This window comes from Vibrio sp. T11.5 (assembly GCF_027587155.1).
Lineage (GTDB): Bacteria > Pseudomonadota > Gammaproteobacteria > Enterobacterales > Vibrionaceae > Vibrio > Vibrio neptunius.
The window spans coordinates 129,548-145,993 of record NZ_JAPPTP010000001.1; the positions used below are offsets into that span (position 1 = coordinate 129,548).

Here is a 16,446-nt window from a genome sequence, read left to right on the forward strand (position 1 = left end):
ATATTATATTAATAATTATGATAACCATTATCATTAGCATTACGAGTGCGAAGGAATCTTAACGACTTTTATAGAAAAATGGAATCTATAAATTAGTCGTTATGGTTCTATAATGTATTAATTATTAATAAATGGCGTAATTTCTCGATCAGTACACTGTCTTGCACTATCCCTAAATGATCCGTATCCAGCACCTCACTGCTTAACTGGACGTTAACTTTGGACAATTCCGAACTCAACAGTTTGTGTCGGCCTTGAGGTTGCCCAGCCCAATATGCCGTTGGCTGGGTATTAATTTTAGGTAACTGATACTCGTGACACAGCGATCTCATGTGCTGCTCTACCGCCCAGCTATACAGCATTTGCTGTGCACTTTCAGACAGGTAGTGATCGAAGTTTTGTGACGCCAACCAAGATGAAAATACGCTTGGCCAGTTATCCGGTGATGATTGGTCAAATCCTGCAAGACAAGTTTGCTTTTGCCCTTCCGATAACTTACCCAAGAGCAATTCTAGATGCTCAATCAACTTGGTTTTTGCTGTCGGTGATTCCCATTGATCTTCTGCGATTTCAGTACCTGGAACATAGCAGTCGAGCAACCCGAGGAAAGCTACACTTTCACCTGCAGCTTCGAGACTAGCTGCGACTTCTTGACAGAGCGCGCCGCCAAGCGACCAACCAATCAATGTATAAGGCCCTGATGGCTGTATTTGACGAATAGTCGCGCAATAAGTATCAGCCATTGCGCTAAACGAAGTGTCAAAGCGATTTGGATAAACGAAGCTCTGAGACTGAACACCATAAACGGTGCGTTTGCCCGCCAATGCTTGAGCTAGTTTTTGATAACCAACTGTTCGGCCCGTCACTGGATGAATACAGAATACAGGTGAAATCCCGTCAACATCGGTATTAAGCTTCTCGATCAATTTGAGGTCAGCTTTGGCTGCTATCGCCTCGCCTTTTTGGGATTCAGATGCCGAGTGTACCAATTCAAGCTTTTCTTTCCATTTAGTCGCTTTGGTCTCGATATCTGATTGCGAATAATGACTGGTTGCATATTCAAAATCAGCGCTCAATACACCATCCACAACTTGGGCATTAATGACCAAAGGCGTCAACATAGTATTATCATCTGCTTGATCACGCGAGTTTGACGACACTGGTTGACACCAATGAGCAAAACTATTGCCTTGATACTGGCCTAGGTAATTGAAGGTTATCTGCGCAGTTTGTTCTTGAGGCTCATCCTCTAAGTAGCGCAGTCCATAGCCAATGCCTGAGTCTTGGTTCAATAGCGCCATACGCTCGGCGATATCGTCTCGAGAATCTGAGGTATTCAAAGTCATAGGATATAGGCTCGTCATCCAGCCCACCATGCGGCTTAGATCTAACCCTTCATAGACAGACTCGTCACGACCATGACTTTCTAGATATACGCTTTGACCATCTTCTTTGCTTCCCATAATTGCTGTCATAGCAGAGACAAGCTCAACTGTGATATTTTCACAGCTCAGTAAAGCCGACGTCACCTCACGGCTTAGCTCAACCTTCAGTGAACGCTTGTTGCCATAAGTTGCTTTAGCATGTGTATTTTCTGCATGGATAGTTTGCTGATCCCAAACGGCTTTCCTAGCTTTGCCTTGTTCTGTTAATGCCCATGTGTTGAGGCTATCCACTGCCATATCCAGAGAGGTGTAAACAGGTGGTAGCTCAACTGTTTTCGTTGACTTTTCATCACTAGAAAGCGTTTGCTGATAAGCACGCCATAAATCATCCATCAGGACTCGCCATGAGACGCCATCTACAGCCAGGTGATGAATTACAATCATCAAGCGAGATTTGTGCCCCTCGATTTGAGCGTAGCCTGCCTGAATCTGTCGGCCTGCTTCGATATCAAGGCTTGTTTGCAACTCGTGAGCAAACACTTCGAATGCTTCTAAGCTGTTTAGCTGAGTTTTCCACAGAAGATCATGGGAAACATTCTCTACGTATTGCTGCTGCCATTTATCCCCATTTTGAGAAAACGACAATCTCAACGCGGGGTGGTGCTCCACTAACCCTTTAAGGGCAGTATCCAGTGCTTGAATATCCATTTCCTGCTTCAACTCAACACACACATGCTGGTTCCAGTGATTTGGCTGAGCAAAGTTTTGCGCCATGAAATGAGCCTGAATTGGCATCAGACCAAATGGTTGTTTTGGTAACTCTCTTTGCTCTTGCTCAACCGCTGCTTCAAGTACTTGTGCTAACTCGCTCAATACTGGCGCTTGGAATACTTGCTTTGGAGATACGTTAAGACCTGCCAGTTTTAGTTTACTCACTAGCTGAAGGCTCAATATAGAGTCTCCACCTAACGCAAAGAAGCTATCTTCTCGGCTAACAGAATTAATACCCAGTAGCTCTTGCCAAATATCAGCAAGGAGGGTTTCTTTCTCACCTTGCGGTGGCAAACCTTGCGACAATACAGATTTGAATTCTGGTTCCGGCAGCGCTTTTCTATCGACCTTACCTGCTGGAGTTAACGGCAAATCATCTAGCACCACAAGATGCGCTGGAACCATATACTCAGGCAAGTGCTCCGCAAGCTCAGATAATATCGAAGCGCTATCAGCCTCGTTTGCATCAGCGCCATGCAGGTAACCCACAAGGTGGGTCATAGAACCATGACGATGCGCCGCAACCACGCAAGTCTCGACACCGGATATTTGCTGAAGCCTTGATTCGATCTCACCCAGCTCTATTCTGAATCCACGGATTTTTATCTGTTGGTCAACGCGGCCAAAATACTCCATGACACCGTCTTCCCGCCAACGAACTAAGTCACCAGTGCGATACATACGCTCGCCATTATTGGTAAATGGATCCGGCATAAATCTTTCTGAGGTCATATCGGGCTTACCCAGATACCCGCGTGCTAGGCCGACTTCTTCACCAATGTACAACTCCCCGACTGCGCCTTCGGCAACTTGGTTAAGCAAACCATCTAACACGTAAAGTCTACGAGCCCCAACAGGTTGACCGATGGGTGCATAGGCGCTGGTTAGCTTATCTTGTGGGTAAGCCCGCCAGATCATGGGTGTCACCACGGTTTCTGTTGGCCCATAGCCGTTGATAATACGTGGTGGGTTTACAACAAATTGCAGGCGGTCATAGGTTTCACGGGTAAAGGCTTCACCACCCAAAGTCCAAGAACGTACATTTAACTGAGGCTGAGTCGTCTCAATCCAGTCCAATAAAGGCCCGACATAACTTGGAGGGAAACAGGCTATCGTAATCCCTTCCTGTTTGAGGACATCACAGGTTTTCTCTGCACTCCACAGTTGTTGATCGCGAATCACCAAACGAGAACCAAACGCCAATGGCACTGTCCAGCGCTCTACCGCTCCATCAAAACTGATCGAAGCAAAGTGAAGCTCAACGTCATCTTGCGTCATCCCATACTGAGCCCCAATCGTCTGCACATGCATACTCAGGCCATCATGGGCAATCGCCACGCCTTTAGGTTTACCCGTCGACCCTGATGTGTAGATGATGTAAGCCAACTGCTCCGGCAAGAGTTCTACTTCTGGCTTGGCTTTTGAGAGACCTTGCCAATCTAGCTCATCCATATAAAGCGGTGAAACAGAAGAGGTCTGATCCGAATGGGAGAGGACGTGTGAATCAATCTCATCCCAACGTGAGCGCAATGATTGCTCGCTGATAACCAAGCTCGCAGCAGAATCCTCGATCATGTAAGCCAATCGGTCGGTCGGATAATCAGGGTCAAGCGGTAGAAACGCCCCACCGGCCTTCATAATGGCGATCATCGCTATGATCATATCGTTGCCGCGCTCAAAAAGAACGCCCACAGCTTGATCGCGAACGACACCCTGCTCTACCAACTGGTTCGCCAGCTGGTTCGATTTTTCTTCCAGCTGTTTAAACGAGACACTTTGCTGGCCGTGTTTTAATGCAATGGCTGACGGTTGCTCAATACCCTGGAGGTCGAATAACTCAGTGACGGGTTGATAACGCCACTCACCTTCTGGCTGCGACAGTTCCGATAATCTGGCGAGCTGAGCCTCATCCAGTGAGTTAAGCGCAGCCAACGGTGTATTCAGGTTTTGTTCTGCTTGCGAGACCAACAGATTCAGAGTGCTAGTAAGCGAAACCATCATCTGGGGATCGATACGATCTTTGGCATAGGTTAGCGTTACCTGAGTACCCCTCGAAGATTCCAACACATCCAAAGCAACATCAAACAGTGCGAAGTTGCCTTTTAGCGCCAGCGGTTTTGCCGCTAGACCCGGAGCAAACTCGACTGACTCGGTTTGATTGACCTGATGATTAAACAACACTTGAAAGTAAGGCGTTTCGCCAACCAACCTTTCCGCCAACAATGAAGAAACCACACGATCAAATGGCAATAGCTGGTGTTCCTGAATCTCCAGCACTTTACTGTGAGCTCTAGTCATTATTTGACCAAAGCTCTGCTCAGGTTTTACGTCTTGCGCAACCACATTAGTGTTTACGAAAAAGCCAATAACGTCAGATACTTCTGGTCGGGCGCGGTTAGCCATTGGCATACCAATATTGATATCGTTAAGCCCTGTCAACTTGAACAGCGCAGCCTGCCAAATGGCTAGCCAGAAGCTCGAAGTGGTGACGTTATTTTGCCTTGCAAGGCGTGCAATGCGTTCAGAAACATTACTATCAAATTTAAGGCTTTCCTGCTGTGCTTCTCGGCGCTGATTAGGTGCAATATCGCCTGTCCACTCAAACAGTTTCTGTGGCTGCTTATCACCTAACTCTTGCTGCCAGAATTGAAGATCCTCATCCCCTTTGCCCGCTTTTAGTAGTGCATCCTGCCAGACAGAAAAGTCACTGTACTGGATGCTCAATGGCTCTAGAGACGCCCCCTGATAGGCGGTGACCAAGTCCTGCATAAACAATCCAATAGACCAGCCGTCAGACACAATATGATGCATCACAATGATCACATGAGTTTTATCTTCAGATGCGCGAATACACGCCATTCGCACCGGCATCTCATGAAGCAAATCAAATGGCTTGGCAATAAATTCTGATGTCCATTCGCCTAGCTGGTTTTCCGTTAAGTGTCTGCCGTCTTTAAGCTCAAAGTGAGCAATACAGTGCTGGTCAACATGCTGCTTCGGCTCACCTTGGTCCGAAACAACAAAGCGCGTTCTTAGCGCGTGGTGTTTACTCATGACTTCAGCAAGCGCCAGTTCCATTTTATCGGTAGAGAGCTCACCAGTTAGCTCAAAACCACCACTGATATGGTAAGCACTATTACCAGCATCAAGCTGATAGATGTCCCAAAGTCTTTTCTGCGCCGGAGAAAGAGGCACATCACGCACCTCCTCTGCTGGTACAATCGGTAACTTTTCGAAACTCATTCCTTTGGCGTCAAGCAGAGCGATAAATTTCGCCTGCTCTTGCTCACCAAGGTTTAAAAAACGTTTTGCTAATGCAAATTTGTCTATTTTTGGTTTTTGTTGTGCTTTTAAATTTGATTCTTGGGTCATAACAATTCCAACTCGTCCATTAGTGCAGCCATGGCGTCGAGTTCATCCTGTTCTTGTTCATTGTTTGCCTGATACTGAGATTGAAGTGCATCCGTTAACGCCTGTAGCGTCCCAGCGGCAAAGAAGTCTTTTAATGAGATCGCCAAATCGAGCTCTTTTTGTGCTTGAGCGACGATACGTGTGGCTAACAGAGAATGGCCTCCGAGCGCAAAGAAGTTATCATCTAAGCCCACTTTTTCTGAGCCAAGGACTTGCTGCCAAGTGTTGGCAAACCAAATTTCCAGTTCACTCTCCGGGGCACGATACTCCACTTGACTCCATTCTGGAGAAGGCAATGCTTTGCGATCACGCTTACCATTAGGTGAAAGAGGCATTTCATCCAGTGCAACGTAGATTGCAGGAACCATGTAGTCTGGAAGGTGGTCATTCAAGTGCGCTTTAGCAGCCACTTCTTTTTCCAAACTCCAATCACCACAAACCACGTAAGCGACAAGCTGCGTGCCTGTTTGATGCTCGTAAGCTATGACAGCAGACTCATCGACGTCATCGTGTTGGTTCAGAACATTCTCAATTTCTTCCAGCTCAATACGAAGCCCACGAATTTTTACCTGATGATCCAATCTACCCAAGTATTCAAGTCTGCCATTTGGCATGCGAACCACCTGATCACCGGTCCGATACATACGAGAACCCAAGTTCCCATCTTGCTTTCCTGATGCAGTAGTAGCAAACGGGTTTGGCACAAAGCGATCGGCCGTCAAATCTGGTCTGGATAGGTACTCGCGCGCAAGGCCATCACCCGCAAGGTATAGCTCACCAGGCACACCGACTGGAACTGGATTCCAACAATCATCCAATACATGAAGTTGGGTGTTGCTAATCGCATGACCAATCGGGATGCGCTTACCAACGGGCAATTCACATTGCCAGTAAGTCACGTCAATAGCCGCTTCAGTCGGACCATAGAGGTTATGCAGCTGACAATCTGGCGCACCCGTCAACACTTTTTCGGTCAACTCAGCAGGTAGAGCTTCACCGCTACAAATAATATGGCGCAGGCTGCTGCACTCTCCAATATCCGTTTCACTTTCAAAAGCATGAAGCATTGAAGGAACGAAGTGGATCGTCGTTACGCCCTGCTCTCGAATGGTGTTATGCAATAACTCAGGTTGTCGGTGGTGATCTGGCTCAGCAATGGCCAATCTCGCACCGTACATAAGCGGCCAGAAGAATTCCCACACAGAGACATCAAAGCTAAACGGTGTTTTCTGAAGGACACAATCACTGGCATCTAACTGATACTCATTTTGCATCCAAGCCAAACGGTTGTGCAGTGCCGACTGGGTATTTACCACGCCTTTTGGTAGCCCTGTAGAACCGGAAGTGAAGATGACATACAGCGACTGATCCGCCTGCCAATTTACCACTGGAACCTCAGTGCTCTGCTCATTGATTTGCTTTAAGATCTCAGCCTGATTTAGCGCCACATACTGACATTGAGGATTTTCTGGCCATTGTGGCAAGGTCTCACTATCGGTCAGTAAGATGGATACGCCCGCAGACTCAAGAATGTAATTCAAACGTTCTGCTGGATAACTTGGGTCCAATGGCACATAAGCACCACCAGCACGAGTAATCGCATGTAGGCCAATCACTAATTCAAACGAACGTGGTAAACCAAGGCCAACTCTGGTTTCTTCACCCACTCCTTGTTGGCGTAACCACTGAGCCAACTGATTCACTTTGCTGTCGAATTCAGCGTAAGTCATCGACTGCTGCCCCATTGACAAAGCAATCGCCTCAGGTGTGCGTTTTGCTTGGGCTTCAACAGCAACTGGCGGTGGAAGCATTTCACCCCATGATTTCTTCGTCGCGTTGAAAGCGTCAATTAGTGCAATCTCGTCAGAATCAACCAACTTAAGTTCAGACAGCATCGCGTTAGGATTTAATGCAACTTGTTCAAGTAATTTGAGCCAATGACCAAGTAACGCTTCGACAAACGTTTGATCGAATACGGGTGCTGCGTAGTTAACAAAACCACTCCATTCACCGTCATCATAAGCCTGAACATCTAAGCTTAATTCTAACTGAGCCGCGACCACGCCCGGATCAAACGCTTCTGCTTGCAACCCTCCCCATTCAGCGAGAATTGAACGTTCAATACGTTGGAAGTTGAAACTTGTCTGATACAGCGGGTGGTGCTGTAAATTACCCGTCACCCCCAAAGACTCCACTAGTACCTCAAATGGCACATCCTGATGGGTCAACGCCTGCTCGGTAAAGCGTTTTGTCTCTAGGAGCAGATTGTCGTAACTCATTGCCGCATCTAACTGTGCAGGGATCACCAAATTGTTAATGAAGCAGCCTTGCATCTGCTGAGTATCTGGTTGTGTTCGGCCCGCAACCGGGATACCGACTCGAATTTCATCACGCCCAGAATACTTGTGCAGCAATAAGTGCCACAGGCTTAACATAACGTTAAACGGGGTCGTTGCACTTTGTGCAGCAAGAGTTTCAATCTCGTTAACCTGCTGCTTGGTCAGAGTGAAGTGATGACGCTGACCGGTGGTTTCTAGCTGATCTCTCGCGACATCGCTATGGAGCACAAGCGGCTCAATATCTTTTGCTAACGCCTCTTTCCACCATGATAGTGATTCTTTGGCGCTATCTGATTTTAACCACTCTTGCTGCCAGCTAGCGTAATCGGCGTAATCCAGCGCGTCAGCCTCAATGTTTGATTCAAACTGACCTGAATGACCGTACAACGAATAAACAGCCGACAGTTCTCGAACTAGTTTTTGAATCGAAATGCCATCAGAGATGATGTGATGGACAACCAGAAGTAACTCAAATTCCTGTTCTGAATGCTTGATTAAGTATGCTCTCAATAGTGAAGGCGATGACAAATCAAAAGCTTCACCGATCCAGTTGAGGCGCTGAGCCTCTAGGTCGAAGAACTCATCAGCTGAGTATTCTGGTAATGCGAATTGACATGCGTCGTCATCAGAATGGATAGACTGCATCAGCTCGCCATCCACCTGCACGAAGCTGGTACGCAGAGCCTCATGGCGGCTAATCACAGTGCGCAACGACTGCTCTAGCCAGTCTCTATTCACTTCACCTTTTAACTTAAGGCCAAGCGGCATGTGATAAGCAGAGCTTTCAGGCATCAGCTGTTGAACAAACCATAAACGCTTCTGCGAAGCACTTACTGGCATGGTTTCCATGCGCGGCACTGCTTTGATCGTGACTGCAGGTTCCTTGAGTGATGTACACTGAGTTGCCATCACATCTAGTCTTGGAGAATCAAAGACACTCTGTAGTAAAAGACGAATCTGGTGTTTTTGCTGCAAACGTCCAACTAGCTGGGTAGCAAGTAATGACTGACCACCCAGAGCGAAGAAGTCGTCATTACGACTCACCTTCTCTAGCCCAAACAAGGCTTGCCATTCTTGTGCCAGAAGCTGCTCAATCTCACCTTCTGGTGCTTCATAGGCTTTGTGCTGAACATGGTTATCAGGCTGCGGCAGTTTTTTCTTGTCGACTTTACTTGCTGGCGTCAATGGCATCGAATCCATAACCACAAGCTGTGAAGGCACCATGTAGTCAGGTAGTACTTTCGCCATTTGAGCGAGAATATCATCGCTGTTTATTAGGTCAGCCTGACCTTCTACGTAACCGACCAAGTATTTTCCAGCTGAACCTTCAAAGGCAGTGACAGCACTCAGTTTACTGCCACTGATGCTCTGTAATCGTGACTCGATTTCACCTAATTCGACACGGAAGCCTCGAATTTTTATTTGGTCATCTGCTCGACCCAGATACTCCATTACACCATCTTCGCGCCAGCGAACTAAGTCGCCAGTGCGATACATGCGCTCTCCATTATTCGCAAATGGATCGGGAACAAAACGCTCGGCCGTTAAGTCTGGACGATCAAGATAGCCTCTAGCTAAGCCAACTTCTTCACCAATGTACAATTCACCACTGACACCAGAAGGAACTTGACGAAGGTCGCTATCTAATACATACAGACTACGTGCACCGACAGCAGTACCGATAGGGGCATAAGCACTTTCTAGCGGCGTTTCAGGATAAGCCTGCCAGATCATTGGCGTCACGACAGTTTCCGTCGGGCCGTACCCGTTGATAATACGCTTCGGATTCAGTACCTGCTGAAGCTTGAAATAGGTCTCTCGTGTAAAGGCTTCACCACCCAGAGTCCAAGAACGTACCGCTAATGTTGGCTGTTCAACCTCAATCCACTCTAGCAGTGGTCCAACATAGCTTGGCGGGAAGCACGCGATGGTCACGGCTTCACGCTCAAGCACTTCACATGTCTCTTGTGCACTCCAAAGCTGCTGGTCTCGAATCACCAGCTTTGAACCAAAGGCCAGAGGGACAGTCCATCTCTCAACGGCACCATCAAAACTGATCGAAGCAAAGTGCAGCTCGATGTCTCGTGGCGTCATGCCATATCGTTGGCCAATAGTTTGAACGTGCATACTCAGACCTGAATGAGAAACACACACACCTTTAGGTTTACCCGTTGAGCCGGAGGTATAGATCACATACGCCAGCTGCTCTTCCAAAATTTCAGGGCGATTTAAAACAGGCTGCTGAAGGTCGATTTCAGAATACGCAATGATGTTATCTGGCTGACAAATCTCACGTGCCAATTGTTGCGAACTATCGTCTGAAATTAACCACTGTGCATCGCTATCTTCAACCATGTAGGCCAGTCGGTCTTGAGGGTATGAAGGATCTAAAGGTAGGAATGCAGCTCCGGCTTTCAACACACCGATCATTGCCACCAACATGTCTGCGCCACGGGCAAACATTACACCGACTCGCTGATCTCGTTGAATACCGCGCACAATTAGCTCAGCGGCTACGCCATCACTGAAGTTATCCAGTTGTTGGTATGTCAAAGCAAGCCGTTCCGAGCCATTAGTTGATAAGGCCGTTCCCCCAAGAGGATTCGCCACAAGCGCTTCACTATCTGGTTGTGCAAGCACCTGCTCTTTTAACAGTTCAGTGAAGGGTTTGTAAGCCCAGGGTTCAGGCTCTTTTACATGACCGGACAAGCGAGACTGTTGCTCGGCGTCCAATACATCAATATCACTCAGGTTATGAGTCAGCTTATCGACAAGCTGCTCAAGATAATGAGACGTCGTTGCTGACAGCGCATCAATATCTGACTGCGAGAATTTCGCTGAGTCGTACGCAAAAACAATACGTAATGATTCACTTGGCAATACCGCCAGCGTTAACGGGTAATGCGTAAACTCATAACTGTCAGGCTCGCCAATTTTAAGGCCAGTTTCACTAAACAGGCTCTCATCCAATGGGTAGTTTTCAAATACCACCAACGAATCAAACAGATTCTCACCATCAAGCGGAGATTGCGCTTGTACCTCTGACAAAGAGACATGGCTGAATTCACGCTGCGCGCTCGCCTGCTCTTGTATATCGCCAAGCCATTCACCGGCTTTCGCCTGCCAGTCGACCATCGATGTAACAGGCAAGGTATTAATAAAGAGCCCAACCATGGCTTCACTGTTTGCCAGTGACGATGGTCGACCCGCAACCGTATTGCCAAAAACAGGCTGAGACTGACCCGTGTAACGTTGAAGCGTCAGCAGCCATGCGCCCTGAATAAGAGTGTTTAGCGTGATGCCAGATGACTTCAGTTGAGACTGCCAACCACTTAGTACCTCAGCACTGAAGTCCACGTTGTGGCGCACATGCCCTAGTTTATCTGTGTTCGAACCGTATTGTTCAACCAACATTGTTGGCGCTTCAACACCATTCAGATAAGCACGCCAGTACTCTTGAGCACTTTCTGGCTCTTGCTGTACAACCCATTCTAAATAGTCAGAAAAATCATGGCTGACAACAGGCAGGCTCATATTTTGGTAGTGAGCAAATAGTTCGCTAAGTAGAACACCGGTGCTCCAACCATCCATCAAAATGTGGTGGATGGTGAAGATACAAGCGATCTCATTGTCGCCCGTTGTCACAAGATCTACTCGCCACAAAGGTTTTAGCTGCTGGGTGCTCGCATCTTGCTCCAGTTCAAAACCTTGTTCAATGAGCGAACGTTTATACGACTCTAGTTCAAAGCCTACGTCCTCTCGCCCATCAAAGACTCTGCTCGTGATAGGAAGGTCATCCCATACATACAGATGCGCCTGACCTTCTACTTGATGCAGCGTACTACGTAGAATTGAATGACGCTTCATCAAGGCTTTCCAACCCTCTTCTAATTGAGCAGCATCAGCTCCCGATATAGGCAAGGTAATTTGGTTGACGTAGGTACTTGTGTCTTGCGATAGCTGAGCGTGGAAGTACAAACCTTGCTGTAGCGTAGACAACGGTAGAATTTGATTCGGAAGTTGATGAGCGCTACCACTTACATGGCTTAGCGTAGCAAGACTCAGATGACTATTTGGCGCATCGGCTTGCGTCAAAACGGCGGAGTTAGACGTGCAATGTTCCGTCACTGCTCTGATTGCCGCTTCTAAGTGATGAACATACGCATCACACTCAGATTTCGACAGAGCAGAAAGTGAAAACTCTAATTCGACATCAAAGCCATCATCAGTTTCACTGATATTCAATGCAATTACGGCATCAGCTATAGCGTCTTCTGGTCGCCATAGGCCAAACTCACCCAGTTCAGCCTCTTTCACGGCAGCCTGCGTTGCTCGGCCTAGGAAGTTAAATAGCACATCAACATTGTCTTGATACTGCCATTGCTGTTGAACAACACCCGCTGAGTAACTCAAGCCACCATCGGTGATTACATGTGAGCCATCTTTTACACTCGCTAACAGTTCACTAATGCCGTCACTCAACACAACTTTTTGTGGGAACAGCGCAGTATGCCAGTTAACACTGCGTGAAAGATCCAACCCAAACGACTCACTGTATCGACCATGGCTTTCGCGATGAATGACGATCTCATTTGCAGAGGTTATTTGTTTTACTGCAAGTGCAGACAATGCCATCAAAGTCTGCTCCTTGCTCATTCTGGCAAAGGCCTGAGTCGATGCAAGCAGTGGCTCGGCGAGCTCTTTGGTTATATGGTAACTGTGCTTATGAATTCCTTTGCTTTCGCCTTCCTTAGCTGAACCTTCAGCAAAAGCAGGTTCAGCTCGCTGAGCATTCCAGAATTCGGACTGTTTATGATTGATCTGAAGATTCTCTAATGCCTCATACCAATCAGCCTGATTGTGAGTTTTAGAAGCGAAGGCATAAGAGTTAACACCCATTTCTTGCTGATAACTGCCCAGCAAATCTTGAATAAGCACAGGCCAAGAAAGCGCATCAATGACAAGGTGGTGAACGGCAATCAGCATTTCGCCCGTCTCAGTATTCAGGCCAACGGACAATTGCTTACCAACAGACGGATTAATTGCACTCTGCACAGCATCAATGTCTATCTGCTCGGCATAAAGGTGGAATGCAAAATCTGCGCTAGTCACATATTCAGCTAGATACTCTGCTGCGTCAGGTGTTGTTGTATTAGGAGCCTCGAAAGAGAGGCGCAAACTATCGTGATGCTGCACCACTTGCTTGAGTGCTCGGACAATCGTGTCTGCATTAACCGGAGCTGGCAAGTTGAGTTTTGCGTACTGGTTACACAGTTCTAGCTGACCATTCTTATCCAGATAGTTCTCAACGAATCGCTTCTGCATTGGTAGCAAGGCTACTTTGCCATTCAGCTCACCTTGTTCAGCTGGTTTGATTTGGCTATCGAGAACACATAACGCCATTTCAGCGAGTTCTGGATGGTCAAACACTTGCTTTGGTGTCAGCATCAAACCTCGTTGGCGAAGCTTACCTACCATTTGCAAAGCGGTAATGGAATCTCCACCAAGTGCAAAGAAATGGCTGTCAGAACCAATAGACTCTACTTTTAGGAGCTCACGCCATATTTCAGCCAGCTGATGTTGGATGTCTCCTTCCAGCCGCAATCCTGCTTTCTGTTCTTCATCCCAATCCGGTGCGGCAAGTTGCTTTCGATCCACCTTACCAGCTGGTGTCAGAGGAAGTGTCTGGCTAACAATGATACGTGACGGCACCATATAATCTGGCAATTGGGAGGCTAATTCTATGCGCCATTGAGACTCAGATTGTTGCTCTGTTTCACTCAATTGAACATAACCGACCAGGCGCTTTCCTGTCGGCGACTGGTGTGCGACAACCGCACAAAACTCAGCATTAGCAAGCGTCTGTAGGCGAGATTCAATTTCTCCAAGCTCAATCCGGAAGCCGCGAATTTTTACTTGTTGATCGGCACGGCCAAGGTATTCAACAACACCATCTTGTCTAAATCGAACCAAATCACCAGTGCGATACATACGCTCGCCGTTAGCGGCAAATGGATCCGGGATAAAACGCTCAGCAGTCAAATCAGGTCGTTTCAAGTAACCACGAGCAAGGCCAGACTCCATGCCGATGTATAGCTCGCCAACCGTTCCAAATGGTACCTGCTTAAGGTTCTCGTCCAGCACATACAACTTACGGTCACCCACAGGCTGACCAATCGGTGCGTACGAGCTTTCCAGTTTATCTTCTGGATAGGCACGCCAGATCATCGGAGTAACGACCGTTTCTGTTGGGCCGTAACCATTGACGATGCGAGGTGGATTAACCACCCGTTGAATTCGTTCAAAGGTTTCTCGGGTAAATGCCTCACCACCCAGAGTCAATGAACGCAGAGCCAAATCTGGCTGAGTTTGTTCAACCCAATCTAGCCAAGGTCCTGCATAACTTGGCGGGAAACAAGCGATGGTGACTTTCTCGTCTACCAATACTTGAGTCGTTTTTTCTGGTGTCCACAACTGTTGGTCACGAATGATCAGCGTTGAGCCAAACGCCAGTGGAACAGTCCAACGTTCCACGGCGCCATCAAAACTGATAGAAGCAAAATGCAGCTCTGTGTCTTCAGGCGTCATGCCATACTGCTCGCCAATCGTCTGGACGTGCATTGTCAACCCGCGATGACTAACTGCCACGCCTTTTGGTTTTCCTGTTGAGCCAGAGGTGTAAATCAAATACGCCAGCTGGTCTAAGTGGATATCTGGATATGAAAACTCAGCAAGCTCAGATACTGGAGCCTCAGTTGCTAACAAAGATTCGATAGCAATACACGCTTGAGAACTTTCGGAGCAGATGAAAAGATCTTTCGCCTTACCCATCAAGTGCCGTTGAGTCAGTAACTGCTGAGCTTCGCTGTCTTCAAGCATAAAGCTAATGCGCTCAGCAGGATAATCCGGATCAAGTGGCAGGAATGCGCAGCCTGCTTTCATGATGCCCAGCATGGCGACCAACATATCGGTGCCACGCTCCATCATCACACCAACAACACTTTCTGATTGTACGTCTCTTTGACGTAGTGAGTGCGCGACTAAATTCGATTGAGCCTCTAATTCAGCGTAAGTTATCGTTTTATCGCGATGTTTTAATGCGATTTTTTCAGGGCGCTGTTTTGCTTGATCAACCACCAGCGCCATAAAGGTCACTGGATTCCATGTTTGTTGTACCGCTGAGTGCGCTTCCAAGGCCACTGTATCTGAGCTGGAAAGCGCGATAGTCTGTGCTAGAAACTGTTGAGGAGATTGGCAGATCTGGTTCAGAACGTTTTTGTACGTGCTTAAAATGCTGTCAATTTGAGCTTGAGTGAACTTCTCTTGTGCATAGACAAGTCGCAGCGATAGTTGCTCTCCTGCAATGGCATCAAGAACGAGTTCGAAAGGCGTTTCTGTCACTGGAAACTCTTCAAAGACAGCTTTAATCGAGTTGCCTTGTTCACTGATACTTTCAACAACGAGATTATGTCCATGATTACGATAATTGAACGCGACAGTAGGAAGGGTTGCCTGCCCTAAAAGTTTCTCAATAGGTAAGTGAGAAAACTTTAGCGATTCCCGTAGATTACTTTTCGCCTGCAGTACAACCTCTCTCAGGCTCAACTCTGGAGTTACCTGAACACCCAAAACAGAATTATTGACGTAGAAGCCGATATTCCGCCTATTCGTGGAGTCTCGATTGAATGCTGGAACGGTGATCGTTGGTTTAGAATTGTTGGCATACGAAGACAAAGTCAACAACAACGCTGAAGAAAGCACTTCGAATTTAGTCACACCAAAATGTTTGGCAGCCTTCTCCACTAAAATTGATTCAGCAATATTTAATGACTCTTCTCTATGCCCTGCAGTATACGCGCTCTGCTCCTGAGCCGTCTTGCCTTGAAGAATGCAGGGCTCCTCACCCATTAACTTCAGAGCTTCCCAATCCGACTTCTCTTTTACAGGATCGAAGTCATTTTGACTTTCAGAAAAATCAAAGTAACTGATCCCTTTTGGGCTTTTGGGTGACTTTCCCGATACAAATTGAACAAGAGAGCTTACAAACAACTGTAGTGACCAAGCATCGGTAACCAAATGATGTGCCGCAATGGTTAGAGCAAACCTATCTTCAGCCAACTGGTATAGGTGGAATCTACACAGTAGCTCATTTCCTAAATTATACGGCTGATAAGTCTTAGCTTTGGCTTCTCGCCTTACAATGTCAGCAGCATCAACCTCATCAGTTAAATCAACAAAAGCTACCGAGACTTGATCATATTGCGCAGACTGCTGAGGTTGTCCGTCCCTTTGTTCGATCTTTATACGCAAGACTGGGTGCATTTCTAATATCTTAGAAAGTGCGTCTAGGACTTTTTCTTTTGTGATTCCCTCACCCGATAACCATGCAACACCACCTAAGTTATACGCAATACTTTCTGGCATGAGTTGATGGAACAACCATAGACGTTGCTGAGAATGAGAAAGTGGACTCCAACCACCATTGGCCGGAGTCATCGTGATATCATCCACTGACATACATATACCTAAAAACTGTTAAA

The 16,446-nt window shown here is 47.1% G+C and carries 2 protein-coding genes; both read right to left on the minus strand.

Going from position 1 to position 16,446, the window contains the following annotated elements; genetic code table 11:
- Positions 1-107: 107 nt before the first annotated feature.
- A complete protein-coding gene (locus tag OH455_RS00655) occupies positions 108-5,528 on the minus strand; it encodes a non-ribosomal peptide synthetase (protein ID WP_269979953.1) in 5,421 nt (1,806 codons plus the stop codon).
- Positions 5,525-16,423, minus strand: a complete 10,899-nt coding sequence (locus OH455_RS00660; protein ID WP_269979954.1) for a non-ribosomal peptide synthetase — start codon at positions 16,421-16,423, stop codon at positions 5,525-5,527. The genes OH455_RS00655 and OH455_RS00660 overlap by 4 nt, the downstream gene beginning before the upstream one ends.
- Positions 16,424-16,446: the final 23 nt, after the last annotated feature.

Bases quoted from the DNA above. Each gene is read 5' to 3' on its own strand.
- OH455_RS00660 (WP_269979954.1), bottom strand. From the start codon at position 16,423: ATGTCAGTGGATGATATCACGATGACTCCGGCCAATGGTGGTTGGAGT.
- OH455_RS00655 (WP_269979953.1), bottom strand. From the start codon at position 5,528: ATGACCCAAGAATCAAATTTAAAAGCACAACAAAAACCAAAAATAGAC.